This is a genomic window from Formicincola oecophyllae, assembly GCF_006542395.2.
GTDB classification, from domain to species: Bacteria; Pseudomonadota; Alphaproteobacteria; order Acetobacterales; family Acetobacteraceae; genus Formicincola; species Formicincola oecophyllae.
In genome coordinates this window covers 1,670,885-1,696,781 of the sequence record NZ_CP038231.1, presented here as the reverse complement: position 1 = coordinate 1,696,781, position 25,897 = coordinate 1,670,885, and the positions used below count along the sequence as shown (strand labels likewise).

Below are 25,897 nucleotides of genomic sequence, written 5' to 3'. Positions count from 1 at the left end.
CCGCAAGCCAGCCCTGCCAGGCTCCACCCACACCAAGGGAGTGAAAAGACGGATGACAAGCACCCTGTTTGCCATGCCAACCATGCACCAGCTGGTGCACCATTTCGTGCTGCGTTTTGACTTCTACGTGATGATGGCCCTGAAGCTGGTGACGGGCTTTGCCTTTGTCATCGGCTACCTGCATTTGTCGGGGCGCACGCAGTTCTCCCAGATGAACGCTATCGACCTCATCGGCAACTTCATCTTGGGTGGCGTCATCGGTGGGGTACTTTATAGCGACTCCATCCCCTTCACCACGTACCTGATGGCGCTCATCCTCAGCATCGCCGTGCTGATGGTGATGAACTGGCTTTACAAGCGCTACGACTTCTTCCACAGCGTAACGGTAGGCCAGCCCATCCCCATTATCCGCAATGGGCGCTTCATCATGTCCAACCTCACAGGGCGCGACAGCAAGGTGGACCTGCTGAACGTGGCCTCACAGCTCAACCTCCAGGGCATTTTCTCCTTTGGGGACGTTGTTTACGCCCAGGTGGAGCCCAACGGCGCGCTGACTGTGACATGCGACAAAGGCCGCATGCCCGCTATGGTTGTCATCAAGCAAGGCGAAGTGCGCGAGGACGCCCTCAAGACCCTGCACAAAACCGACAAGGACCTCCTGGAGGATCTCCGCGCCATCGGCATTGAAAAGCCCGATGACGTCTTCCTGGCCGAATACAGCGATGGCGGGCTTGTGTGCGTCCTCAAGAACGGCATGGTTTATCCCAAGCCTACCCCCAAGCCCCCTGCCGGCAAAGTACCTGAGGAGGACAAGAAGCCAGACCCAGGTGCCGACCAGGCCCCAGAGGACGCTTTGGTGAAGGAATCAACCCCTTCAAGTGGTTCTGGTGCAGGTGCAGGCGGCGACACAGCTTCTGAAGGCCAGGCGGAGGCCCGCAGCCCGGAGGCGGCCACCGCGAGCGCCACGGGCCACCCTGAAGAGGCATCAGCTGTTTTGGAACCACCCCCTGTGGATGAGCCTTACGATGAGGCCGCCCACCTGGCTGAAGCCGCTGCGGAGGAAGCGGCCGTCCAAGCAGCCCATGAGAAGGCCAAGGCTGATAGCGCCAAAGGGGAGGACGAGCACGCAGAGGCCGCCCTGGCAGCAGCCAAGGCGCATAAAGCGGCCCTGGACATTCACAGGGGCGTTTTGGCTGAACACCGCTCCTCCGCCCGATGAGCGGCGCCGTATAGGGCAAAGCCCGTTAAAGCCCGGAATGAGGGTAGCACCGAGCGTAAGCTTAAGCGGACTGAACTTGTCTTGGCGGCCAAAGCAACGGTTTCACTTCTGCTTGCCTGCGGCTAACGCAGGTTCACCCTTGCTTTAACGGGCTTGCGCCCTATAGGCCGCCGCTCCGGCTTAAGGGTTCAAGAAGCGAACCCCGTCTAAGGCCGCAGGCCTGTGAAAGCCGGGCGCGTTGAAGCGAACAGCAAAGCTGGAACGTAGAAAGCTTTTTCGCTTTTAGGCGGCGATAAGCGAACTCCCAACCAGCACTGCCTTGTCTGAGCTGCCTACGCGGCAGGGAAACAAGGATTTAAGGGCTTCTCAAAGGGCGCAGTTTCAGAAGCCGATGTTGTTGGCGGCGACCACACTAGGCCCTGTGGGGATGCTGAAGGCGCCAGACTGGTTGCCCGTGCCCATGTTGCCCAGGAAAAGCGCGTAATGGGTGCCGTCCACCGCTTGGGTGGAGAGTATGCCGTAACGCTGTGCACTTTTGGTCTGAATGTTCTGCGCCTCCCCGCCAGCGCCGGACTGGTTGTTGGTGACCGTCACCAAATTGGGGTCTGTACCCACGTTAATGCCGGGGAATCGGTTCTCGTTGCCTTGGCCAGCGGAGTTCATGAAAACCGTGTTGCCGTTGACGATGATGTGGGTGCCTTGCTGAATGTCGATGCCAGTGCCCGTGTTGGCGTGGAACTCAGACGAGGCCACCACAATGTCATTGGCTTGGGGGTTGGTGATGGTGAAGCCCTGGGCAATGCCTGCCACCTCCAAGGTGCCAGGTTTGAAACCGTTGGTAGAGCCCCAACAGTTGGTGATGTTGAATTCAGTGATGGGGCCACTCCCACCCAGTAGCCAGCCTGGACCAATGTTGCTGTCAGCCAGCACGGCTGTGGCGCGCAGCCCGTCCACTTCATGTTTGGTGTCTGGATCCACAAGTACCCCAGCCATTTGGCTGCCCAGCAAGTCAAGCGATGACATGTAGACGCCAGAAGCCCAGATGAGCTCCAGGGGCGCGCGGCCATAGCTGTCAAAGCCAGAATCGGTGACGTAGTTGTCTACGGAACGCAACGTGGTTCCTGTTAGGGTGATGCCGTTGTGGCTGGCGCCGCGCCCTGAAACATGGCTGATGTGGGTGCTGTTGGCGCCTTCCAGGTAAATGTTGTCGTAATGGTAACGTTGGAGCCCTGTTCCCCCATTGGTGAAGGAGATGTTGCGAATTTGGTTTTCAAAAGGGTTTTGGGTGGAGGACATGATGTAGGCAATGGCAGCGCCAGAGGTCCTCTTTACATCAGCTTGCACGATGAAATCGCGCACTACTGTGAGGCTAACCCCAGCCCCTTCAATGGCGTTGCCTGTGGTGCTTTGCAGTGAAAGCATCGTGCAGGCGCCTGAACCCGCCAGCGTGCTGAGGGAAACCAGTTTGATGGTGGTGGCCAGCTTGTAGAACCCGCAAGGCAGGTAAATGTTGCGCACGCCCTGGCCCAACATGGTGTTGATGATGGGGCCGACATCCACCTGCCCCTGCACCAGGCCCGCTGGCGTTTGGCCCTGGCTGGCGTTCAGGAAATCCTGCGGCTCCATGAAGGTGGACTGACGTTCAGCCTCTGTGCGGGCCAGCACTGCGCCCTGGGCCGTGCTAGTGTCCAAGCTGATGTCTGTGGCGGCGTTGGCCGGGAGGCAGGGCAGCACAAGGGCGCTGAGGAGTGGCAGTGCTGTGAGGGCTGCCAGGGAAAAAGGCTTTGCCATGGGTGGATCCTTGCAAGCTGCCTGGCTGGGAACGGCGCCAGGGCTGTGCCGTCCCTGGCCTAAAAAGCACCAGGGTTAGCCACCATGGCGTCTGGCCCACCCCAAGCCCATTGGACCACAGCCCTGGGCTCCCCATAAGGCAGGGAACATGCCCACGGGCCTATAGCAACGCAGTCCTTTCTGAGCTGCCTACGCGGCAGGGAACCTGGAAAAACAGGCCGTACCGCTGCCGGAAAATTTCTGAGCTGCCTACGCGGCAGGGAAGCGAACTGATTCACGCTTCAATGGCTGGGAACAGCCAATAAATGCACTGTGGGCCTATTTACCCCTCTTTTCAAGCCAGTTCTGGTAACAGCCCTAAACTGCCGTTTTTTGAAGGACCTCAAAATTAGGGATAAAATGGAAGGGACGTCTAAATAAATGCATCCTGCCACATAGGCAGCTCAGAAATGGACGGTGCTGGTTAGAGTTCCCTTATCACCGCCTATCAGCCGCTGCTTCTTGCCGCTTGCATTTCATGCGGCGCGGTGCCGCAGCGGCTTTCAGGGCTAGTTAGCCTAGACGGCGCCGCTCTTGGAACCGGTGGCGGAAAGCTCCTCACCGCTTGGCGTACCACCTTCTTGAACCCCTCAAGCCGATGTTCCACGCTGTTTGGCCTTGATGGCCCGTTAGCCTAAGGGGCTGCCCAAAACAAGGTGGGGCAAAGCGTGCTGTGAAGGTTGGCGCAGGGCCACTTCCCCCTGGCAGGGAGGGGGGTGGGGGCTGTAAGGTGCACGCCATGGTTGCCTCACCCCCCTCATCTGTCCTTACCACCTACAGTGCCCCTTCCAAAGCGGCCCCCCAGCCCTGCCATGGGGAGGGGAATGCTGCCGGTGCCATCCCCCTGCCCAACCCTGAGGCGGCGCCCCAGGCGTTCCTCAAAAGGTTCTGGGCAGAGATGCAGGCCCAGGCCTGCTGCTGCGCCGACCCGCTGATAAGGGACTTGTTTGGCGTCAACATCTGCGACCACCACGACTTCCCCTCCGCCCTGGCCTCCCTCCTTGGGGCCAAGCTGACGGACCGCGCCCTGGCCGAACCGGTGATGACGCGCCTGGTGGCAGCCTGTCTGAAAGCCAACCCCGCCATAGCCGTGGCGGCCGCGCAGGACATCCTGGCCACGCGTGAGCGGGACCCGGCCTGCCATGATCTGACCACGCCTTTCCTGTTCTTTAAAGGGTGGCAGGCGCTGCAGGCACACCGCATCGCCCACCAGCTGTGGCTGGAGGGGCGGCGCCCGCTAGCCTACCAACTGCAGGCGCGCGTCAACGAGCTTTTCGGCATTGACATCCACCCGGCAGCCCGCTTGGGGCAGGGCCTGACGATTGACCACGGCACGGGCATCGTGATTGGGGAGACCGCCATTGTGGAGGACAACGTCTCCCTTTTCCAGAACGTGACGCTGGGGGGGACTGGTCATGAGGAGGGGGCGCGCCACCCCATCGTGCGGGAGGGGGCGCTTGTGGGGGCTGGCGCCATCGTCTTGGGGCGGGTCAGCATTGGGCGTGGCGCCAAAGTGGGGGCGGCCAGCGTTGTGCTGGGCAACATCCCTGATTACGCCACCGCTGTGGGCAACCCCGCCCGCGTGGTCAGGCTGGAGCCGCCCAACCTGGTGGGGCCGCCAGCGCCCTTCCCCAATTTCGGCGCCCAGATCTGAGAGGCACTCCAGGCGCAGCACTGGCTTGGGGCAGGCAGAATGCAGGCATGGCCGCTTGCACCAACCTGTGCCAACCCACAGCCGCCCCTTCAACCCCTAACCCACTGGGCTGGGGGCTTGGCGCGTGGGAGCGCCAGCGCTCAGAGGCCTTCAGGCAGGCCTGTGCTGAAGCGGAACACGGTTGTGTGGTCGTACGTTTCCCCAGGGCGCAGGACAACGCTTGGGAACTCAGGGCGGTGGATGCTGTCGGGGTAGTGGCCTGGCTCAAACGCCACGCCGTCCGTCTGGCGGTAAGTGCGCCCTGAAGGGCCAACATAAGCGCCGTTCAGCCAGTTGCAGCTGTAGAACTGCATAGCTGGGGCGTTGGTCAGGACCACAAGCTGGCGGCCAGAGCGCGGGTCGTAGAGGGTGGCTGCGCGGCGCACAGGCTTGCCCCGGCCCCATTCACCGCTGATTTCCCAGCTGGTGTCATAGCCGTGCGCCCAGTACATCTGCGGCAGCGAGCTGCGCAGCCGTTCTCCCACCGTGTGGAAGCTGGTGAAGTCGTAAGGCGTCCCCGTGACGGGCGCCAGTTCCCCTGTGGGCACGCAGTCCTCGTCCATCACAGCGTAGCGGGTGGCGTCTATGCGCAGCTGCGCAGGCTCAGCACTGCCGGAGCCTTCGCCGTTCAGGTTCCAGTAAGCGTGGGTCGCCATGTTGAGGAGGGTGGGCTTGTCGGTTTCGCCAACAAAGCGCACGGCCAGCTCCCCCTTGGTGGTGAGGGTGTAGGTGGCGCGCACCTTCACGGTGCCGGGGAAGCCCATGTCCCCCTCAGGGCTGGTAAGGGCGAGGGTCAGCCATGCTTTGCTATCGTCAGCGCCAGTGTCCTCAATGGTCCAAAGCTGGGCATGGAAGCCACCAGGCCCGCTGTGGATAGTGTTGGCGCCGTTATTGACGGGCGTTTTGAAGGTGGCGCCGTCCAGCTCGAAGCTGGCACCCTTGATGCGGTTGGCCACACGGCCCAGGATAACGCCGAAATGCGGGTCCTCATTGTGGGCTAGGTAACCTTCAAGGTTGGGGAAGCCTAGGGAAATGTCAGCGCTTTTGCCATTGGCGTCCGGTGTCTCCACTGATTGCAGGATACCACCCCAGGTGATGATGCGCGCTGTAATGCTTTCACCATTGAGGCCATCCCCATTAGTGAGGGTGACCATGGAAACAGGGCGGCCGTCAGGCAAAGTGCCCCAGGCTGTAGTGGCTGTTGAAGGCTTGGTCATAGTGGGTGTTCCCGTTGCTGGTGGGGCAAGGCGCAGCGCCCCGCCGCTAGTAAGGGGGCCATGTTGGGGCCATAAGGCACTGCCACTTTTGTAAAACTTCTTTTAAACTAGACCGCACCACTTTGTCAGGCCCGTTTTGCTGGAAAGTTCCCATGATCCTCTATTTTGATTTTGACGGTACCATCGCTAACACAGCCCCCGCCGTGGTCCAGGCCATGCAGGGCGCCTTCCGCACCCACAACTTGCCCGTGCCGCTGCAGGCGCGCATCGTCAACGCCATGGGACTGGCCCTGCCCAGCATGGTGGAGGGGCTGGCGGGCAAGCCGCTGCCGCCCCAAAAGGTAGCTGAAATCATCCAGACCTACCGCGCCCTCTATGCTGAACTGCCTGCCGCCATGATTACGCTTTTCCCAGGCATGAAGACGTTGCTCGAACGCGCCCACGCCCATGACATGACCATGGCTATCGTCACCAGCAAAAAGACGGACGCCCTCCAGCGCAATTTGGCTGATTTGGGCATTGCTGGGCTGTTCAGCACCCTTGTGGGCTCTGACATGACCGCCCGCCACAAGCCTGAGCCAGACCCGGTGGAAGAAGCCCAGGCCCAGCTTGGCTTCCCAGCAGGGCCTGAGCTTGTGATTGGTGATTCAGGCTATGACATGATGATGGGCCGCTCAGCCCAACTGCCCACATGCGGCGTCACATGGGGTTCGCAGAATGCCAGCGCCCTCAGGCAGGCTGGGGCGGATTACGTTGCCACCACCCCTGAGGAGCTGTGGGACGTCATCGAAGCCCAGGCGGCCACCCCAGCTGCCAGCGCACCACGCTCCGGCACGCCAGGCTGAAGCGCCCTCAACGCGAACCAAAGCCCCATCCCCTGCTGCCCTTCTGCCACAGTGCGCGGCCCAAAAGCCTCAACCAGGCTAGGCAGAGGGGGGGTGTTCACTATAATCAACCCCCAATGGCGGAAGCGGCCCCATGCTGGTTTACAGTTGGCGTGGGCTGTGGGCGCACCATGGCCTGGCTTCTGCTCAGGACTGTGGGTTTTGGTGGCGCAATGCCCTGGGCAGCCAGGGGGCGCCCTTTGTGTGGATGCCCGGCCCTGGGCCTGGAAAGTTTGAAGTGAGGCGACATGGCATTACGGAGAGGCGCTGAAGGGGGCGTTGTGGAACCCACGGCACACGCGGGCACAGAAGCCGCGGGGCAGCCAAGCCCCGCCCGCCGCCCCGCCGCCCAGCGCCTGCTGGCCGCCACGCTGGCTGTGCTGACGCTTGCTGGCTGCAGCATGAGCGACTTCTACAACCCGCCCCCTAAAGACCCTGACGACCTGCAGGACTACAAGCTTGCCAACGACCCTGTTGAACCGCTGAACCGCAAAATGTTCACCTTCAATATGTGGGCTTACAAGACCGTCCTGCGCCCCATTGGCAAGGGATGGGATTACATCCCCAAGCCTTTCCGCGATGCCATCGGCAATTTGAACGAGACCTGGCGGGAACCGGCCGTCTTCTTCTCTGACGTTGGCGCTGGCAAGCCGCGCCGCGCTGGTGATTCCTTCATGCGCTACCTCATCAACATGACTGCTGGTGTGGCTGGCATCATCGATGTGGCCAGCATGGTGGGCATTAAGCAGCACGAAACGGACCCCGGCATGGTGCTGGGGCTGTGGGGGGCTGACCCTGGGCCTTACCTGTTCATCCCGTTCATCGGCCCCAGCGGCCCGCGTGACCTGGGGGGCTACGTCATCAGCCAGGCGCTGACGCCCGTCAACTACATTCCGCGTGGCTATGGCTTGCTGAACTTCGACTGGGGCTACAACATCCTGGGCACCTTCAACGGCTTTGCTGACGCCATCCCCCAAATCGACCAGATTGAGAAGCAGAGCCTGGACCCTTACGCTTTCGTGCGCAGCGCCTGGCAGCAAAGCCGCCAATCGGACGTTGACAAGCTTAAGAACGACAACCGCCGCACCGTTCCAGACTGGTACTGAACGGCCCCCAAACGTCCCTGTTAGGCGCCCTGCGGGGCTTACCGCCGTCCGCAGGCTTTGCGCCAAGCCTGCCTTGGCGTGAACGATTGGTCATTATTTGGGATGACGCCACCCCCAAAGGCTTTTATAGTTGCCCCACGGAAAAGCATATCACCGCTGCCCGCACAGCTTTGCGCAGAGGCAGGGCCGCTAGCCAGCCCTCTAGACTGATTGGGCGTGGCGGCAATCCCCACCGGCCAGGCCGGACCAACCATGAAACGACCGGCGCCAGCCTGCAGGGCGGGCCCTTGGTCAAGCTCAGGAAGGCATCACGATCATGCGTTTTTTTGGTAATGCCGCCCGCGGTGCGGCCATCGCCGTGGTGGCAAGCATGGCTTTTCAAGGCACAGCCCACGCCAGCCAGGCAACGGACTTCGTTGACCATCTGGGCCATGAGATGGTGGCTGTCCTGAACTCATCGCAGTCCATGGACCAAAAGCGGCGCGACTTCGTGCCCATCGTTGACCACAACGTCAATATCCCTGCCATTGCCCGCTACTGCCTGGGGCGCTACTGGCGCACTGCTACACCTGCCCAGCGCGAGGAATACGTGCGCCTGTTCAAGGCCGTGATGCTGAACGCCGTGCTGGTGCAGATGGGGCAGTACACCAACATCTCCTACACGTTGCTGGGTTCCGTCCCCAGCCCTGATGGTGAAAAGGTGACCTTGCAAATCACCCGCCCAGGCCAGGACCCCGTGACGATGACAGTGGTGGTGGCCGGCCAGCCGCCCAAGCTTGTGGACATCTATGGCGAAGGCGCCTCCATGCGCTTGACCCAGCGCACGGACTACACTTCCTTCCTCTCCCGCCATGGCGGCAATGTGCAAACGTTGATTGACGCCCTCCAGCGCAAGGTCAACGCCGGCAACTAAAAGCCGCCAGCCAGGTCAGCCTGCCCGCTGGGCTTGCCATGGCCCCCCCCATGGCCTAACGAACGGCCATGGTTGCACAACGCACAATACCCCCAGCACCCAGCCCCCAAGCGGCTGGGGACAGCATGGCCCCTTTTGACTTCGACCTGCCCAAGGCGCGCATCGCCCTCAGCCCAGCGCGCCCGCGCGACCAGGCGCGCCTGCTGCATGTGCAGGGGGGGCAGCGCACTTTCCACCATGTGCGCGACCTGCCAGGGCTGCTGCGCCCTGGGGACCTGCTGATCGTCAACGACACGGCTGTCCTCCATGCCAAGCTGGCGGCGCTGCGGGTGGCTGAACGCGGCACAGCCCATATTGGCCTGACGCTTGACCGCCCCTTGGCTGATGGCAGCTGGCATGTCCTGGCGCGCAATGCCCGCAAGCTGCGCCCAGGGGATAATTTGCGTTTTGAAGGCAGCACAGCGACCGCCACCGTCCTGACCAATGAGGGGGACGGCGCCGCCACGCTGCGCTTTTCTGTGGAGGGGGCATCTTTCGACCACTTCCTTGAAACCTGCGGCGTCCTGGCCCTGCCCCCTTACATCGACCGCCCTAACGGCCCCACAGCTGATGACGAGCGCGACTACACAACCCTTTTCGCCGCCCACAAAGGCGCTGTGGCAGCCCCCACAGCAGGGCTGCACTTCACCCCTGAGCTCATGGCGGCCCTGGCAGAACGGGGGGTGGAGCGCCACAGCGTGACGCTGCATGTGGGGGCAGGCACATTCCTGCCTGTGCGCGGCGCGCTGGCGGACCACAAAATGCATTCTGAATGGGGCCATGTCAGCGCTGCCACGGCCAACGCCGTCAATAAGGCCCACCAAGAGGGGCGCCGGGTGGTGGCTGTGGGCACCACAAGCCTGCGCCTGCTGGAAAGCGCTTGTCAGCCTGATGGCACCTTGGCGCCCTGGCGGGGGGAGACGGACATTTTCATCAAGCCTGGTTACCGTTTCCGCTGTGTTGATGCGCTGATGACCAACTTCCACCTGCCACGTTCAACGCTGTTCATGCTTGTGTGCGCCTTCGCAGGCACGGAGCCCATGCGCGCCGCCTATAGCAGCGCCATTGAAGCGGGGATGCGCTTCTACTCCTACGGTGACGCCTGCCTGCTGGAGAAGGCCCCTGAGGCGTGACGGCTCAACCACCCCGTGAAACAGACGGACTGAAACGGACTGCACGCAGCATGACTGAGACAACGCCACCCACCCCAACGCCAAATTGCCCCCCCAACGCGGCACCACCGCAGGGCGCTTTCTCCCTGGCCGATAGCCCCGCCTTCCCCAGGGCGGACTTCAGCAAACGCGCCACCGCCATGGCCTGGGTGGCTGAAGCACGCCAAGGCCAGGCCCGCGCTGGCTGGCTGCACACAGCCCATGGCACTGTGCCCACACCAACCTTCATGCCAGTTGGCACTAAGGCCACGGTGAAGGCTATGACGGCAGACGCCGTGCGCGCCACAGGCGCTGGCGTGGTGCTGGGCAATACGTATCACCTCATGCTGCGCCCAGGCGCTGAACGGGTAGCGGCGCTGGGCGGCCTTCACAAGGTCATGGACTGGCCAGGCCCCATCCTGACCGATTCAGGCGGTTTTCAGGTCATGAGCCTTGGCGCCCTGCGCAAGCTTGACGAAGATGGCGTGACGTTCCGCTCCCACATCGATGGCAGCCCCCACCGCCTGACGCCTGAATCATCCACCGCCATCCAGCATGATTTGGATGCCGACATCACCATGGCCTTTGACGAATGTCCTGCCCTGCCAGCCCCCAAAGCCGTTTTGGAGGCCAGCATGGAGCGTTCCATGCGCTGGGCGGCGCGCTCGCGCAAGGCCTTCAAGGCGCGCCCAGGCTATGGGCAGTTTGGCATTGTGCAGGGCGGGACAGACAGGGAGCTGCGCCTGCGCTCCATCAAAGCGCTGGTCGCTATCGGTTTTGAAGGCTACGCCATTGGCGGCCTGGCTGTGGGGGAACCCCAGGCGGAGATGTTCGCAACCCTTGATTACACTGCTCCAGCGCTGCCTGAGGACAAACCGCGCTACCTGATGGGCGTTGGCACCCCTGATGACATGCTGGGCGCCGTCATGCGCGGCGTGGATATGTTTGACTGCGTGATGCCATCGCGCGCTGGGCGCACGGCGCGCGCCTACACGGAACGGGGCGCGCTGAACCTGCGCAATGCGCGCTTCAAGGATGACCCGCGCCCCCTCAGCCCCTATGAACCATCGCCGCTTAACCGTTACAGCAGGGCTTACCTGCACCATCTTTTTCGCACAGATGAAATCCTGGGCCCCATGCTGCTGACATGGCACAACCTGGCCTATTACCAACGCTTGATGCGCCTCATCAGGGCGCACGTTGTGGCGGGGGATTTGGAGGGCTTTGCCGCCTTCCTGCGCGCCCAATGGGCACTGGGCGACTGGGGGCGGGCTGAATGGGACGGCCGCCCTGATGAACTGCGCTTCTGAAACGTCCCTGGTCTGAATGGCCCAGGCCTGAACAGCCCTGGCTAAAAGGCAGGGGGTTTCAGACCTGGCCAGCTGTGAAGAAACTTGCCAAAACGAAACAGACAGGGCCTGATGATGCCCTGCCATGCCTTTGCTGGCTTCCTTACCCCTGGCTGACCAGGGCCCAGGGGCGCGACACCGCCTGGCGCAGCTTTGCGCAAGGGGCGCCCCACGGCACCTGGGCGCCTTGCACCAACACCGCCCCTGTGGCGTGGAGAAACCAAAGCCATGACTGCTTTCACCCCCCACACCTCCAAACGCTCCCCCCTGGGGCGCCGCATGCTGGCCCTGGGTGGCGCCCTGCCGCTCATCGCGGCCCTTGGCCTTGGCGCCTGCAGCCAGCAGCAGCTGGATAGCCCGACTGACCGCGCCCTTGGTGGCGCCCTGATGACAAGCGCTGCCGGCGCTGCCATTGGCGCCCTGGCTGACGGTGGCGGCGGTGCCGCCCTTGGCGCGCTGACAGGCGCTGCCGCTGGTGCGCTTGGCGGCTGGCTGACCACGCCTGGCAACCAGACCAGCAACCTCTGAGCACCCCCTGGACGCCCTGCTGCACCAGTCACCCGCCCCAGGCGGTACCTGGCCAGAGGCCTAGAGACCTAGAGACATAGGGACCTGACATGAAGCATTCATCATCACGCGCCACCATCACCTTGCTGGCCTTAGCTGGCGTGACCGGCCTAGCTGCTACCAATCCTGCCATGGCCGCGCGCGCACGCCACCACCGCGCCACCACCCACTCCCAGGAACAGGGCGCTGACGCAGCCGTGCTCAAGGAGCTCAACAACGGCGCCCCAGGTGCTGCCATGTCCTTCCAGGTGGCGGTGGTCAACCTGCCCGGCACGGAGAAGGAGACCATGCGCATCGTCAACAACGCCCCCCAGGGCAATTTGCAGCAGGTTGGCGATTACCTAAGCCAAAGCGCACCTAAGACCAGCGTTGACATCGCCCCCCGCACAGCGGTGCAGGTCAGCTGGAACGGCCACATGAACGTGGACGCCACCTTCGCTGTGAAGCTGCCTTACGTCAGCGCAGCTGGCGACACCCTGCGTGATATCTTCATTGGTCAAGGCGAAATCGGCGGCTGCAAAGGCGATGGCACACCGCTGCCTGTGAACGGCAAGGTCCTCTCCTCAGACGCGTGCCAGCGCCTGCTCAGTGTTGCTGACCTGCCCAGCCATGACGCGCGCTACGTCATTGGCGGTAACCTGGCCAATTTCGGCACCAAGATCCACTTGGACGTCACCAACACCCAGCTGGCTAACAACCAGTATGGCGGGCGTGCGCAGGTCATCAACATCTCCCCCGTTGGGTTTGAGAAAGTGCGCTCCCACGATCTGACGGTCTCCATGCCTGTTAAGACCGCCAACACCCTCAACCGGGATTTCGTGGCGCCAGCCGGCACGGCCTCCCTGCTGCCGTTGGGCTACAACACGCTGACCCACAGTCGCGTTGTTGTGGTGATCCAGGGCGACAACCTGGCCCACTAAACCACCGGAGCGTGAAAAGGCAGGAGGGCAGGCAAAGCCATGGCGCACGCGCAGGCGCATTTGAGGGGCCAGGGGCCCAGCACGGCTGTGCTGAACCAAGGGGAAAGGGGGAAGGGCTGTAACCAACCTAACCCCTCCAACCTACCGCCCCATTGCCAGCGCTGCTGGGTGCGGCGCTACCTTGGCGCCTTCTCATGCCCGCGCCGCTTGAAGGAGCGCCTCCAGCCAGCGCCAGACGCCCTCACCCAGGCCATGCGCCAGGCCAGCGCCCAGCGCGCTAACCAGGTCAGCGCGCTCCTCATGGCGCTGGCGTGCGCTTTGGCTGCTGGGGGCGTGGGGTGGTTTGCAGCTACCGCCCTCTCCGCCAGCCACGCTGGTGGCGTGGTGGGTGGGGCAGCGCCAGGCCCCATGGGATGGGGCGCTGTGGCTGGCTTTGCCATTATGGTGGCCACCTTAGCTTTGATGAGTGCCCTTTGGCGCCAAACAGGCCATGTTCACTTGGGGCGGGCGCAAGGGCGCGCTGGCACAACCTGGCTTGTGGCGCCGTGGCTGCGCAACCAGCTGTGCCTGGCCATGCGCCTCAAATCGCGCGCCGCGCCACAACCCCTGCCAGGCAAGAAACCGTGAAGCAACCACCCCAACTTCCCCCCCAATGGGGGGAAGGCTTGCCTGCCACGTTGGCGCTGGAATGCAGGCTCATTAAGAAAAGCTTTTCCCTGGCTGGTCATAGGACATCCGTGGCGCTTGAAGGCCCCTTCTGGCAAACCTTGACTTGCATGGCCCAAGCGCAGGGCCACTCACTGCCTGCGTTGGTGGCGCTTGTGGACAACGCACGTGCCCAGCAGCTTGTGCCCGGGCTGGGGGAAGCCACCCCAACGCCCCCCTGTGGCACAGGGGGGCTGGCCTCCGCCCTGCGCCTGGCGGCGCTAGCATGGGCTTGGCAACATGGCGGCGCGCCTGGTGGCGTTGACAACCAAACAACGGGGCCGTCTGGAAGGTGAACGCCTTTTCCACAACCCCCTTTAAAGACACCCCCCCTTGGCGCTTTGTGCAATCCAGCAGTCCAATGGGTTCGCACAGCCTTAAGGGTGCATGAATCGGGCTTTCCACCCCTCAAGCTCAAAAGCTTGGAAACCGCGAAGGCCCTCTCCATGACCACTCCTTCAATCGCCCCCCAGTCTGCGCAGGATGACGGCACGCCCATCACCCTGCAGCAGGCCCAGGCGCGCTCCTGGCCTTCCATCATCGACTACGGTGCCATCGTTGGTGGTGTGCATGATTGCTCAAGCGCTTTCCAGGACGCTTACCAGGCAGGCCTGAACGACCCCACCAAAAGCGTCATCCATGTGCCGCCGGGGGTGTATCTCTGCAAGCAGACCGTGATGTGCGGTGGCGGCGTCACCTTTGTGGGTAGCCCCTTGGTGGTGGATAATGGGGAGGATGGCACCAACCCGGACCCTGACAAAAGGGGGACAAACGGCACAACGCTGCTGTTCCCTGAGGGCGTCTCCACTATGGTGCAAGTGGGCAACGAGCAACTGGGCGGCCAGGGTGGCGGTATCATGGGCATCAAGCTCATGCGTGAAGGCTGGGGCAAGGGTGACTTCAACCCAGCTGCCGCCATCCCTGCAGGGTCCATTGGTGTGGACTACGTCAACGCTAACAACCCCGTTTGCCAGGACATCATGGTGGCTGGCTGTGAAACGGGCTTCCGGTTCATCTCCACTGATGGTGGCAACGGCATCTCCTGCCAAGCGCGCAACCTCCACACCAGCGCTATCACGGGCAGCCATGTCGTGCTGTCCACCTGGCCAGAGCTTTACATTGAAGGCTCGCGCTTTGGCCTCAACGGCGCCACCTATGACTGCCCGTGCGATGCCTTCATCACGGTGACGGGTGGCGTGGTGGGCAACCCCGCTGCAGGCCCCAACACGCTTTTCTGCTCCAATGTTCAGTTCAATTTGGGCAACAACTGGGTGGACAGCCTGATTGCCTGGAAGGACATGACCCCTGACTACCGCAGTGATGTTGAAACGTGGCACTTCACCAACTGCCATGTGGAGACCATCAACAACATCGTCCGCACCGACAGCACGCTGCGCACGCTTGATGATCTGGCCTTCACCAATTGCTCCTTCTATTTCCAGCCCCCCGCTGGCGAAAGCAGCTCTGGCTGGGCGGTGGACCAAGCCACTCAGGTGACGCGGTGTCAGTTCAACGGCTGTGCTATCAACACCAGCTTGGCTTTGGAAATGGGGGCTGGTTCAGACATGGCCTTCACTGGCAATATGGTGCGTGGCTCCTTCTCCTTCACAAGCACCCACACCACTTCAGATGGCGGTCCGCGCCTGGCCCTGGCCAACAATGTGTTGGAGAGTGGCCTGCTAAACCTCTCAGGCGTGTGGAACGAGCTTTCCGTGGCAGGCGGAACGTGCAGTGGCGTGAACGACTTTGCCACGGCTGGGCACAAAAGCATCCTCCTGCCGCCCAACACCTACCTTGGCGCGCCGGTTTATCTCAAAACGCCTAACGGTGCCGACCTGGCCTTCCAGGAAGACAGCAACATCGTCCTCTATGGAGCGCAGCGGCAAGTCCTAGCCAGCTTTAACACGCAAGAAAGCAATCCCGTGCCCAGCTTCCCGCAGGGCATCACCACGCCTAGCGTCAATGGCCAGGCCACCCAGCGCCTGGATGTGCAGGCGCGCCATGGCGACAGCGTCACCTATCCCAGCGCCTTCAAGGAGGCGCCTTCCGTGCACATCACCCCAGCGGCAGCGGGAGGGGGCTTCTGGTTGGCTGCTGTGGACACAAGCCAAACCCACGATGGGCAGGGCTTCACCCTGGCTGTGTGGAACATGGCGGAGGGCCGCCCTGAAACGGCCCAGGCTGTGCCCTTCACCATCACCGCCACAGGCCCAGCCCTCTAAGCAGACCTGTTGAGACCGGTATGGAACCCGTGCGGGCCTTCAATCTAAACGGCGTGAAACACTGGTTTAAGGAGTTCAAAAAGCGACCCCCCATAAGGCTGAGGTCCAATGGGCTTGGGGTGGGCCAGACGCCATGGTGGCTAGCCCTGGTGCTTTTTAGGCCAGGGGCGGCACAGCCCTGGCGCCGTTCCCAGCTAGGCGACTTGCAAGGATTCACCCATGGTAAAGCCCTTTTCCCTGGCAGCCTTAACGGCACTGCCACTTCTCAGCGCCCTGGTACTGCCCTGCCCCCTGGCCAGCGCCGCCACAGACATCAGCTTGGATACCAGTACAGCCCAGGGCGCAGCACTGGCCCGCACAGAGGCTGAACGTCAGTCCACCTTCATGGAGCCGCAGGATTTCCTGAACGCCAGCCAGGGCCAAACCACAGCAGGCCTGGTGCAGGGGCAAGTTGATGTCGGCCCCATCATCAACACCATGTTGGGCCAGGGCGTGCGCAGCATTTATCTGCCTTGTGGGTTTTACAAGCTGGCCACCACCATCAACCTGCCGAGCTACGCCAAGCTGCAAGGGGCTGGCGCTTGCACGGTGCTTTCACTGCAAAGCTCCACAGGGGATGGCATCGCTGGGCGTAATGTCAGCTTCACCAGCCTGCGTGACTTCACCATGGAGGCGGACGTGGTCAAGCAGTCTGGCGCCGCCATTGCCTATTACAACGCTTTTGAGACCGGGATTGAGAACATCCCCTTCACCAATGGGCTGGTGAACAACGTTCAAGGGCTGCATTACGACAACATTTACCTGGAAGGCGCTAACAGCACCCACATCAGTCATGTTTCAGGACGCGGCGCCAGCCACAACGGCATTACCGCCACGGGACGGTCAAAACGCGCTGAGGACACCTACGTCACCAGCTCTGGCTTTGACAGCTATGGCCGCGCACCCCTAGAGCTCATCTGGGCATCTGGCGTTTACCTGTCGTCACTTGACCTGCTGCATGGCCAAGCGGCCGGCATTCTGGTGGACCCAGACATCAGCAAAAGCCAGGAAGTGGATGGGCTGCGCGCCACAGCCGTGCTGGGGGACAGCAACATCGGCCCAGGCTGGCTGCTGGGCGGGAGTGGCCCCATCACTGAATTCAACATCACCAACTGCTGGGGATCCACCAACGGTTTCAAGCCTGGCACGATGGATAGCGCAGGCCTGGCGCCCGCGCAGGGGTTCGCCCTCACCAATCCAGCCGCCAATGGCGTCACGGTGGCCTCTTCAGAGTTTCACGCCAACACGGGCGCTGGCATCGACATCGAGCAAGGCACCCACATCATCGTTAATGGCAATGCGGTGTACATGAACGCCTACAACAACCCCAAGCGCTTCCCTGGCATCTATGTGGGGAACCTGCCTGACATGGTGACGGTCACCAACAACCAGTCCGGCGCTGGCGGGGAGGCGCAGAACATCCAAGGGGGCACGCGCACCAGCCTCCAGTCCTACGGCATTCAGTCATCCGTGCAGCCAGATGGCCACGTGGCGCAGTTCGAAGGTAATATGGGTACGGGCAACCAGCTGGGCGCCTTCAACATCCCCACAGGCGGCAGCCTCATCGTCTTGGGCAATGGTGGCAACTGAAGCGCCTGGGCGAAACCCGCCAAGGGCTGCCCGGGCAGAGGGCGGATGGCCACTGCCCCATGCATGACCCACGGCGGTGAAAACACAAGCTCCGCTGGCGCTGCGACAGCGGCGGAGATGGCCTTCAAGGCGTGTGGGCCCATCATTCCCCAAAGAGGGGGTGGCTTGAAAGCGCCATGATTTTTAAGGGAAGATCCCGCATGGTGGGTGCGACAGGGATTGAACCTGTGACCCCTGCCGTGTGAAGGCAGTGCTCTACCGCTGAGCTACGCACCCGCTTGGGATGGATGGTTTCTACCAACCCGCCCTAGGCCACGCAAGGGGGGCTGTGCAAAAAAGCGTCCACCCCACCGCAGCACTCTTGGTGGCGCCACCCAAATGAGGGTGGGCAGCGTGAAATGTGAAAAAATCCATACGCCCAGGCACCATCCCTAAATTAGGCCTCAAACTTGAAAAAGGGCGCTTTACCGCCACTCCCAAGTGGTAACATTTTGGAGACCAAGCCACAGAATGGTGCCTGGGTGGGAAGAATGTGCGTAATTGCGCCCCACCCCCAAAGCTTCAACACTTCCCCCATCACCCGCCCAGCAAAAACGTGCAGGGCAGGCGCCCCCACGAAGGGCAACCATGATTGAAGCAACCCTGCGTGAGACCACACAGGGCTGGAAGGGAGGCCCCGGCCATGACTACACCCACAACCATGCACGCTATTGGCTTCACCAAGCCAGGGCCGCTTTCAGCGCCTGACGCACTGGTAGATTTTGAGGTGGGCGTTCCCACGCCAGGCCCGCGCGACATCCTGGTGCGGATTGAGGCCATCTCCGTCAACCCTGCAGACGTCAAGGTGCGCGCCAGCGCAACACCTCCCAAAGGCCAGCCACGCATCCTGGGGTGGGACGGCGCCGGCACCGTTGTGGCCACAGGCGCGCAGGTGGAATCCTTCAAGGTTGGTGACGAGGTCTTCTTCGCTGGCGACATCAGCAGGCCTGGATCCTACGCCGACTTCACCCTGGTAGATGAGCGCCTGGTGGCGCGCAAACCCCAAAGCCTGGACTGGGCAGAGGCCGCCGCCATGCCACTTACCATGCTGACGGCCTGGGAAGGGCTGTTCGAACGCCTTGGCGTGGGCCACCGCGCCCTGACAGACGCAGCCCAGGCCACAGGCCCTGCGCCAGGGGCTGGGGAAGCGCTGCTAGTCATTGGCGGCGCTGGCGGCGTGGGGTCGAGCGTCATCCAGCTGGCCAGCGCCCTAACGGGCTTAACGGTGGTGGCTACGGCCTCCAGGCCGGAAACGGCCTGCTGGGCCACGCGCATGGGCGCGCACCACATCATCGACCATCATGGGGCGATGGTGGATGAATACGCCTGCCTTAGCCTGCCTGCACCACGTTATGTGTTCTCCACCCAGGCCACGGACAGGCACCTGGGCGCCCTAGCTGAACTGATCGCGCCTGAAGGCGCCATGGTGATGATTGACGACCCAGAGGTGCTGAACGTCACGCCCTTCAAGCGCAAAAGCGTTGGTGTGCATTGGGAGTTCATGTTCACCAGGCCCCTTTTGGCAACGCCAACCATGGCCAGGCAGGGGGAGATCCTCAAAAACGTTGCAACCCTGCTGGACGCTAAAGTGCTGCGAACCACCGCCCACACGAAGCTAGCGGGGCTGAACGCCACTACCCTCAAGCTGGCGCACGGCATCGTTGAAAGCAACCGGGCCGTTGGCAAGGTCGTCATCACCCGTTGAGGGCGCGCCCGCACTGGCTAACCACCCTACAGCACCGCGTCCACCCGCCCTCACTGCAGGGACTTTGGGGTGAGGAGACGATAGCAAGCATGATGGGAGAGCATGCATGATAAACACCCCCCCAGCCTGCGCAGGCCAAGCGCGCTTTGTCGCCCCCCTGGCCCCGCCAACCCAGGCGCCCGTTCCCACCCACCAGGGCCCAGCGCTACAACCAGCGCAGGCTGCCAACGCGCCCTTCACGGGGCGCTTGGCGGTGGGGCTGTGCGGCGTTCTGCTAGCTGTTCTGCTGGCGGGCTTCAACGAACACGTCACTGAAGGAGGGCTGGCCGACCTCAGCGGCGCGCTTAGTCTGGGCCATGACGATGCCACCTGGCTGACGGCCCTTTTCGAGGCTTTCAACATCGCCGCCATGGCGTTCGCGCCGTGGTTCGCCGTCACGTTCTCCATAAGGTGGCTGGCGCTGGCCATGCTGGCGCTGGCTGCCGCGAGCGCGCTGTGGCTGCCCTTTTGCCCCAACCTGCCCACATTGTGGCTGACGCGCTGCATCCAGGGGCTGGCCTGCGGCAGCCTGCCGCCCCTGCTGATGACGGTAGCGCTGCGCTACCTGCCGCCCAACATCAAAATCTACGGCCTTGGCGCCTACGCGCTGACCTCCACCTTCGGCCCCAATCTGGGGCTGCCACTGGTGGGCTATTTGTTTGAAGGCGCAGGCTGGCATTGGCTGAGCTGGGACATCGTGCCGCTGTGCGCCGCTGCCATGGGCGCCATCGCCTGGGGGCTTCCCCAGGACCCGCTGAAGCTTGAGCGTTTCCGCCAGTTTGACTGGCTTGGCCTCATCACCGGCCTGCCCGCCATTTGCTTCCTGGTCATTGGCCTGTTTGAAGGCGACAGGCTGGATTGGTTCCGCAACCCCGCCATAACGCACCTTATTTTAGCGGGTCTTGTCCTATTCGCCGCCTTCCTCATCAATGAATGGCACCACCCCGTGCCGTTTTTCCGCATTCAGCTTCTGAAGTCGCGCAACGTCTCAGACGCGCTGCTGACGTTAACGGGCGTTCTGGTGCTGGATGTCGCCACGCTGCAGGTGCCTGAGACCTTCCTGGAAGCCGTCCACCACCTGCGCCCCATCCAGATAGCGCCGCTGGCGCTGGGTCTGGCCCTGCCACAGCTGGGCACGCTGGTGCTGGTGGCGGCCTTCTGCAACCTGCGCTGGGTGGATTGTCGCCATGTGTTGCTGGCCGGGCTAGGGCTACAGGGGCTTTCCTACTTCTTGGCCAGCTGGATCGACTTCGATTGGATGGGGGGCGACTTTGGGCCGATGATGGCGCTTCAGGCCCTCAGTCAGCCTATGATCGTCATCCCCATCCTCATGCTGGCCACGTTGAGCCTGCAGCCCACAGACGGGCCATTCATCTCTGGCATGTTCAACATGACCAAGGGCTTCGCTGCGGCTGTGGCTACAGCGCTGTTGGGCGCGTTGCTGCGCAGGCGTGAACAGTACCACTCCACCATGCTGCTTGACCACCACGGCGCCGTGCGTTTCCAGCTGAACGGCCTGGCGGACGGCGCGCCAGGGCTCATCCTGTCCAGGCAGCTGCAACCCCACCTGCAGGCCAGGCAGGCCACGGCCCTGTTTCATGGCACTGTTCACACCCAGGCCACCATCCTGGCTTGCGCTGACATCCTCACCATTATGGTTGGGCTGTGCGGTGCGTTGTTCGCGCTCAACCTCATTCTGCCGCAGCGGGTGTACCCGCCTGGCAGCGCGCAGCCAAAGCCGCCACCTGCACAGTCGTTCCCTGCACAGCCGCTCCCAGCACAAAGGAGGGGGACATGAGCCGCAAACGCATTATGGCCGCCCTGGGCAGCGCCGCCCTTTTAGGGGTTGTGGCCTGGGGGGCTGACCGCCTCATCCTGGGGGAGGGTCTGCTTGGCCCCGCCACCAGCGTTGAAACCAATGACGCCTACGTGACGGCCGACTTCACGCTTGTCGCCCCCAAGGTGGCGGGCCGGATTGACCGCGTCATCGCCCAGGACAACGAACGCGTGCAGCAAGGCGAGGAGCTGGCCCACATTGAAGATGACGACTACCGCGCCAGCTTGATGGTAGCCCAGGGCAAGACGGGCGCCGCCCGCGCTGAGGTCGCCACCACGGAGGGCGCCTTAGCGCGCCAGGGGGCCCTTATCACCGCAGCGCGCGCAAGCGTTGCAGCAAGCGAGGCCGCTCTGGACTTCGCCCGCGCCAATGCGCGCCGCTACCAGATGCTTTCTAACGGGGGGGCAGCCACAAGGGAGCAGCAGCAGAACACCGCAACGCAGCTGCGCACAGCCCAGGCTACCCTGGCGCGGGAGCAGGCGGGGCTGAACGCGGCTGAACGGCAGGTGCCTATCCTTACAGCGCAGCTGGCGCGTGCCCGCAGCACCCTGCTGCGGATGGAGGGGGAGGAGAGGCAGGCCAAGCTTGACCTTTCCTACTGCACCATCCCAGCGCCGTTCGCAGGCGTTGTGGGCGCGCGCGGGGTGCGCGTTGGCGCCTACGTTATGCGCGGCGCGCCGCTGCTGGCCGTTGTGCCTGTTCAGCAAGCCTACGTTCTGGCCAATTTCCAGGAAACGCAGCTGACGCACGTCCTGCCAGGGCAGCGGGCGCTTGTTTGGGTGGACACTTTCCCAGGTCACCCGCTGCGCGCCCATGTGGATTCAGTGCCGCCCGCCACTGGGGTGGCCTTCTCCCCCATCCAGCCAGACAACGCCACAGGCAACTTTACCAAAGTGGTGCAGCGCCTGCCCGTCAAGCTGGTGTTTGACCCTGGCCAACCCCTGACCAAGCGCGTGCGGGTCGGCATGTCAGCTGAGGCGCGCATTATCCTGGGCACGCCAGAAGGCCCCCACGCCAAGGACAAGCGCTATGGCTGGAACTGACGCGCGCACACCCCAAAAACCAAGGCGCCTAGGCCGCGCCCTGGGGGCACTGGCCAGCTTGGCGGCCGCTCTGGCTGGCTGCGCTGTGGGGCCTGACTTCAGCCAGCCCCAGGCCCCAGCGCCAGCCCATTTCCACCGCAACGTGCCAGAAGGGCCCAAACGCGTGACGGAAGGCGCCTTCAACCCCCAGTGGTGGCGCATTTACAACGACCCGGCCCTGACCGCGCTGGAGGGGCAGGTGGCTGACGGCAACCTTGATTTGCGCATCGCCAGCGCCCGCTTCGCCCAAAGCCAAGCTGAGCGGCGCATCGCAGGCGCTATCCAGTTTCCAGCCGTGGCTGGCAACGCCTCTTACATGCGCGAGCGCGGCAGCCCTAATGGCGTCCTCGGCCTGCTGGGCACGGGGGCTTCAGACGACCCGGCCACCATAGCTGACGGCGCCCCTGGCTTTGGCCCTGCCAAAATGGCTGGTTCCAAAGGGGACCCACCCTTCAACCTGCCGCAATACGGCCTTGGCGCCTCTTGGGAGGTGGATTTGTGGGGGCATGTGCGCCGGCAGGTGGAATCAGCGGACGCTGGCGTGGTGGCCAGTGCCTACCAGCGGCGCGGGCTTCTGGTCTCCCTCATGGCGCAGGCGGCGCTGGACTACATCGCGCTGCGCACTGTCCAGAACGAAGCCGCCATTTTGGAACGCAACATCACCATCGCCACGCGCAGCGTTGGGCTGACGCGCCTGCGCTTCAGCGCGGGCACAGCAACGCGCGGTGACGTGGCTGAAGCCGCTGGCCAGCTCAGCGCTTTTGAAGCCCGCCTGCCCCCCCTCCAGGCGCAGGAAGCGCACTTGCTCAACGCGCTTAGCTACCTCACCGGGCAGCGGCCTGGCGCTGTGGAGGCACGCCTGGGCAAGCGCGCCCCCGTGCCGGAGGTCCCAGGGGCTGTTCCTGCCGGCCTGCCTTCCGAACTGGTGGAGCGCCGGCCCGACATCCAGGCAGCCGCAGCCAGGCTGCACGCCGCCACGGCCAATGTGGGTGTGGCTTTGGCGGAGTTCTTCCCGCGCGTCACCCTCTCTGGCAGCATGGACATTCAGGCGCTGCATTTCAGCGGCCTGGGTTCCTGGGCATCGCGCCAATATGGTTTCGGACCCACGCTCAGCCTGCCTCTGTTCCAGGGCGGACGGCTGATTGGGCAGCTGCGGCTGCGGCGCAAACAGGAACAGGAAGCGGCGCTGCGCTTCCAGGACACCGTCCTGGGCGCCTGGCGCGAAGTGGCTGACGCCATGGCGGACTTCGCCAGCGCCCAGCGCCAACGCCAGCGCCTGCAGGCGGCCGTGCGCGACAACCAGGAGGCCGTGCGCATCGCCCAGTTGCAATACGCTGAGGGCTCTGGCGACTTCCTGAACGTATTGACGCTGCAGAACGCCCTTCTGACCTCGCATGAGACGCTCGTGCGCGCCCATGCTGACGTCGCCTCCGCTGTGGCCAGGCTTTACCAGGCGCTGGGGGGCGGTTGGGAAACGCGCTACCCTTTGGAAGCTGAGGGTGGCCATGCTGGAAAGCGTGCTGAGAAACCCGCAGGCAAGCCTGCGCCCATGCCTTAAAGGGTACGCTGAACGCCCCCAGATCAGCCTGGGGCTGGCCAGCGCCCCGGCTCTTTTCCTGCCACACCACGCTGGGCGTTTTGCCCTTCAGGCTAACGCCAGGGCCTGAAGGCGAGTGGCGGTATAGCGGCACCGCGGCACATTCCAGCCCTTGAGGATGCCCAACCAGCGCTGGGTTGCAGGCTTGGTTATTCAGCCCGGCTCTTCAAACCAATTTTTCAGCCTTGATAAGGTTTCTGGGCCTCGCGCGCGTCAGCGCCAAGGGATTTGGGGTCAGCCCCATCCTGCCAAAAATCCTCATGCTCATCCCCCCAGGCCTTCAGGCTGCCCAGCACAGTGGCCAGCGACTGCCCCAGGGGGGTGAGCGAATACTCCACCCGCAAAGGCACCACAGGGAAGACCTCCCGCAGGACCAAGCCGTCCTCCTCTAGCTCACGCAATTGGTTGGTGAGGATGCGCTGGGTGACGCGCGGCATCAGGCGGCGCAGCTCGCCAAAGCGTTGCGGGCCCTTCAGCAGGTGCCACAGGACGGAGCCTTTCCATTTGCCGTCAATCAGCGAAAGGGTCGCTTCCACAGCGCAGGCTGGGCTGGGGGCAGGGTGGGGGTGGCGGCGCCTGCGCGCTGGCACGGCGGGGGCTTGCTCCGCGTTCCGGGGGGTTGGCCTGGTGGCTGCGTTCCTGTCCTTCATGGTGGCCATGGTCTTCAGATCCTTGGGTCCTTGCTTGGTACTGGTGGTGCTTGGTGTTGGTGTGCTGGCTTTTTCCTTCCCTTGGCCAACAGGTGGTTTGGCCATTCTAAGGCTGGCTGGCGCGCAGGCAACAGGAAACAAAATTGTGCCTAATTGCCAGCCACCCCTTGGAGGGTGAGCATGGGCCAACAGCACCCCAAACCCACCCACTCACCCCTTACAAGCAGGATTTCATGGCCATGCCACCATCAACCATCCCCAGCCCCATCAAAGCCCTGGCAACGCTTGCCGCCCTTGGCCTGGCCGTGGGCATAACTGCAGGCGCCCCTAAAGCCCAGAGTACGGCCCAGCAGGGCGCTGGCCAGCTATCCACCCTCCAGCCCAGCCTGCGCCAGCAAGCGCAAAGCGACCGCATGGTGTGGAACGCGGTGGCGCGTTTCCGCGGGCAGACCATTGTGGGCGGGCCGCGCTGGGCATGGCCTGCCAAGGCCGACTTACCCTTCCTTTCTGTGGCCGCCACCAGCGCGCACGCCCAAACACCCTGGCCAGACGCTGCCTGGAACGCCTGGCGCCCTGGCCATGACCCCAGCCACAGCTTCGTTAATGTCAACGCCCTCCACCTCAGCCCAGACGGTGATTTGTGGGTGGTGGACACAGGAACGCCCGTTTTCGGCGCTGGCCCCCTGCCGCACGCCGCCAAGCTCATCCGCTTTGATGGGCGCACAGGCGCGCTCAAGCGCCTCTACCCCTTAGGCCCCGCCTTGGCGCGGCCTGGAAGCTACATTGACGACATCCGCTTCCACCCCCCCTTCGCCTTCCTGACGGACGCAGGCAATCCTGGCCTGCTGGTGCTGAACATGGAAACGGGCCAAGGCCGCCGCGTTCTCGACAACGTGCCAGCCACAACGGCCCAGCCTGGGCGCCCCATCGTGGTGCCAGCCCCCACGCCCCAAACGCCGCCAGGGGCCATTCCTGCCAGCACCACCATTGTACGCAAAGCCAACGGCGCGCCGTTGCTCATCAACACAGACCCGCTTGAGGTCAGCCCGGACGGCGCGTGGCTGTATTTCGGCACGCTTGAAGGGCCCTGGTCGAAAGTGCCCACAGCCGCGCTGGAGGACCCCACCCTCACCCCCGACCAGCTTGCAGCGCAGGTGCGGCCCTGGGCTGATATGCCACCTGTGGGGGGCACCGCTATGGACGGGGCTGGCAACCTTTACTTCAGCAATTTGCGTGATGATACAGAGCAGATGCGCAGCCCAAGCGGCACTATTACCACCCTGGCGGCCAGCCCCCAGCTGCACTGGACGGACGCGCAGTTCCTCGATGCTGACGGCAAGCTGTGGATGCCCGTCTCCCAACTGGACAGGGCGGCGCCCTTCAACCATGGGCATGACAAGATCGCCTACCCCATGCGTTTGTTCACTATCCAAACCACCAGCGTGCCTGAAGCGGCTTCAGGAACTACCCCCATCCCCAGCACCCCTTGAGCCACCCAGAACCA

The 25,897-nt window shown here is 63.3% G+C and carries 21 protein-coding genes and 1 tRNA gene; 18 read left to right on the top strand and 4 right to left on the bottom strand.

All coding sequences use genetic code 11. The features are described from left to right. Nucleotides 1-52 precede the first annotated feature (52 nt). Complete coding sequence (locus tag E3E12_RS07485; protein WP_141443734.1) at nt 53-1,219, top strand: DUF421 domain-containing protein; 1,167 nt, start codon at nt 53-55, stop codon at nt 1,217-1,219. Nucleotides 1,220-1,600: 381 nt separating this feature from the next. On the opposite strand, the gene E3E12_RS07480 is transcribed toward E3E12_RS07485, so the two are convergent. After that, nucleotides 1,601-3,010 (bottom strand): hypothetical protein, encoded by a 1,410-nt coding sequence (locus E3E12_RS07480; protein WP_141443733.1) that lies wholly within the window; start codon nt 3,008-3,010, stop codon nt 1,601-1,603. Between the two features lie 937 nt (nt 3,011-3,947). Between E3E12_RS07480 and cysE the strand changes: the two genes are divergently transcribed. After that, nucleotides 3,948-4,703, top strand: a complete 756-nt coding sequence (gene cysE / locus E3E12_RS07475; protein ID WP_141444187.1) for a serine O-acetyltransferase — start codon at nt 3,948-3,950, stop codon at nt 4,701-4,703. Nucleotides 4,704-4,843: 140 nt separating this feature from the next. On the opposite strand, the gene E3E12_RS07470 is transcribed toward cysE, so the two are convergent. Next, on the bottom strand, nt 4,844-5,959 hold the full coding sequence (locus E3E12_RS07470; protein WP_141443732.1) for an aldose epimerase family protein: 1,116 nt from the start codon (nt 5,957-5,959) through the stop codon (nt 4,844-4,846). Nucleotides 5,960-6,111: 152 nt separating this feature from the next. Between E3E12_RS07470 and E3E12_RS07465 the strand changes: the two genes are divergently transcribed. The 11 genes from E3E12_RS07465 to E3E12_RS07420 all read left to right on the top strand — a co-directional run bounded on the left by E3E12_RS07465 (nt 6,112) and on the right by E3E12_RS07420 (nt 17,444). After that, nucleotides 6,112-6,804 carry an HAD family hydrolase gene (locus E3E12_RS07465; RefSeq protein ID WP_141443731.1) on the top strand — a complete coding sequence of 231 codons (693 nt, stop codon included), beginning with the start codon at nt 6,112-6,114 and terminating at the stop codon, nt 6,802-6,804. A 440-nt stretch (nt 6,805-7,244) separates the two neighbouring features. Continuing rightward, on the top strand, nt 7,245-7,949 hold the full coding sequence (locus E3E12_RS07460) for an MlaA family lipoprotein (RefSeq protein ID WP_240810634.1): 705 nt from the start codon (nt 7,245-7,247) through the stop codon (nt 7,947-7,949). Nucleotides 7,950-8,265: 316 nt separating this feature from the next. Continuing rightward, nucleotides 8,266-8,862 carry an MlaC/ttg2D family ABC transporter substrate-binding protein gene (locus E3E12_RS07455; RefSeq protein WP_141443729.1) on the top strand — a complete coding sequence of 199 codons (597 nt, stop codon included), beginning with the start codon at nt 8,266-8,268 and terminating at the stop codon, nt 8,860-8,862. A 68-nt stretch (nt 8,863-8,930) separates the two neighbouring features. Beyond that, entirely contained in the window at nt 8,931-10,034 is a 1,104-nt protein-coding gene (queA, locus tag E3E12_RS07450; RefSeq protein ID WP_141443728.1) for a tRNA preQ1(34) S-adenosylmethionine ribosyltransferase-isomerase QueA, read from the top strand. A gap of 179 nt (nt 10,035-10,213) precedes the next feature. Further along, nucleotides 10,214-11,362, top strand: a complete 1,149-nt coding sequence (gene tgt / locus E3E12_RS07445) for a tRNA guanosine(34) transglycosylase Tgt (RefSeq protein WP_141444186.1) — start codon at nt 10,214-10,216, stop codon at nt 11,360-11,362. A 267-nt stretch (nt 11,363-11,629) separates the two neighbouring features. Then, nucleotides 11,630-11,929, top strand: a complete 300-nt coding sequence (locus E3E12_RS07440; protein ID WP_141443727.1) for a hypothetical protein — start codon at nt 11,630-11,632, stop codon at nt 11,927-11,929. A gap of 89 nt (nt 11,930-12,018) precedes the next feature. Then, entirely contained in the window at nt 12,019-12,888 is an 870-nt protein-coding gene (locus E3E12_RS07435) for a hypothetical protein (RefSeq protein ID WP_141443726.1), read from the top strand. A 39-nt stretch (nt 12,889-12,927) separates the two neighbouring features. After that, entirely contained in the window at nt 12,928-13,515 is a 588-nt protein-coding gene (locus E3E12_RS09070; protein ID WP_240810485.1) for a hypothetical protein, read from the top strand. A 56-nt stretch (nt 13,516-13,571) separates the two neighbouring features. Then, nucleotides 13,572-13,889 (top strand): ribbon-helix-helix domain-containing protein, encoded by a 318-nt coding sequence (locus E3E12_RS09065; protein ID WP_408869942.1) that lies wholly within the window; start codon nt 13,572-13,574, stop codon nt 13,887-13,889. 150 nt (nt 13,890-14,039) lie between these two features. Continuing rightward, nucleotides 14,040-15,815 carry a glycosyl hydrolase family 28-related protein gene (locus tag E3E12_RS07425; protein ID WP_141443725.1) on the top strand — a complete coding sequence of 592 codons (1,776 nt, stop codon included), beginning with the start codon at nt 14,040-14,042 and terminating at the stop codon, nt 15,813-15,815. A gap of 219 nt (nt 15,816-16,034) precedes the next feature. After that, nucleotides 16,035-17,444 (top strand): pectate lyase family protein, encoded by a 1,410-nt coding sequence (locus E3E12_RS07420; RefSeq protein ID WP_141443724.1) that lies wholly within the window; start codon nt 16,035-16,037, stop codon nt 17,442-17,444. A gap of 201 nt (nt 17,445-17,645) precedes the next feature. Here the strand turns inward: E3E12_RS07420 and E3E12_RS07415 are convergent. Continuing rightward, nucleotides 17,646-17,720 (bottom strand) — tRNA-Val (locus E3E12_RS07415). Between the two features lie 424 nt (nt 17,721-18,144). Between E3E12_RS07415 and E3E12_RS07410 the strand changes: the two genes are divergently transcribed. From E3E12_RS07410 to E3E12_RS07395, 4 genes are all read left to right on the top strand, one after another. Then, complete coding sequence (locus E3E12_RS07410; RefSeq protein ID WP_141444184.1) at nt 18,145-19,188, top strand: zinc-binding alcohol dehydrogenase family protein; 1,044 nt, start codon at nt 18,145-18,147, stop codon at nt 19,186-19,188. A 106-nt stretch (nt 19,189-19,294) separates the two neighbouring features. Then, nucleotides 19,295-21,025, top strand: a complete 1,731-nt coding sequence (locus E3E12_RS07405; RefSeq protein ID WP_141443723.1) for an MFS transporter — start codon at nt 19,295-19,297, stop codon at nt 21,023-21,025. Further along, nucleotides 21,022-22,107 carry an HlyD family secretion protein gene (locus tag E3E12_RS07400; protein ID WP_141443722.1) on the top strand — a complete coding sequence of 362 codons (1,086 nt, stop codon included), beginning with the start codon at nt 21,022-21,024 and terminating at the stop codon, nt 22,105-22,107. The genes E3E12_RS07405 and E3E12_RS07400 overlap by 4 nt, the downstream gene beginning before the upstream one ends. Beyond that, the gene (locus tag E3E12_RS07395) at nt 22,094-23,704 is read left to right on the top strand and encodes an efflux transporter outer membrane subunit (protein WP_141443721.1); all 1,611 of its coding nucleotides are present in this window, start codon (nt 22,094-22,096) and stop codon (nt 23,702-23,704) included. Before E3E12_RS07400 ends, E3E12_RS07395 begins: the two co-directional genes overlap by 14 nt. Before the next feature lie 218 nt (nt 23,705-23,922). Here the strand turns inward: E3E12_RS07395 and E3E12_RS07390 are convergent, their stop codons facing one another. Beyond that, on the bottom strand, nt 23,923-24,333 hold the full coding sequence (locus tag E3E12_RS07390; RefSeq protein ID WP_240810633.1) for a winged helix-turn-helix transcriptional regulator: 411 nt from the start codon (nt 24,331-24,333) through the stop codon (nt 23,923-23,925). Nucleotides 24,334-24,632: 299 nt separating this feature from the next. On the opposite strand from E3E12_RS07390, the gene E3E12_RS07385 reads away from it, so the two are divergent. After that, complete coding sequence (locus E3E12_RS07385) at nt 24,633-25,883, top strand: NHL repeat-containing protein (RefSeq protein WP_141444182.1); 1,251 nt, start codon at nt 24,633-24,635, stop codon at nt 25,881-25,883. The last annotated feature ends 14 nt before the right edge of the window (nt 25,884-25,897 follow it).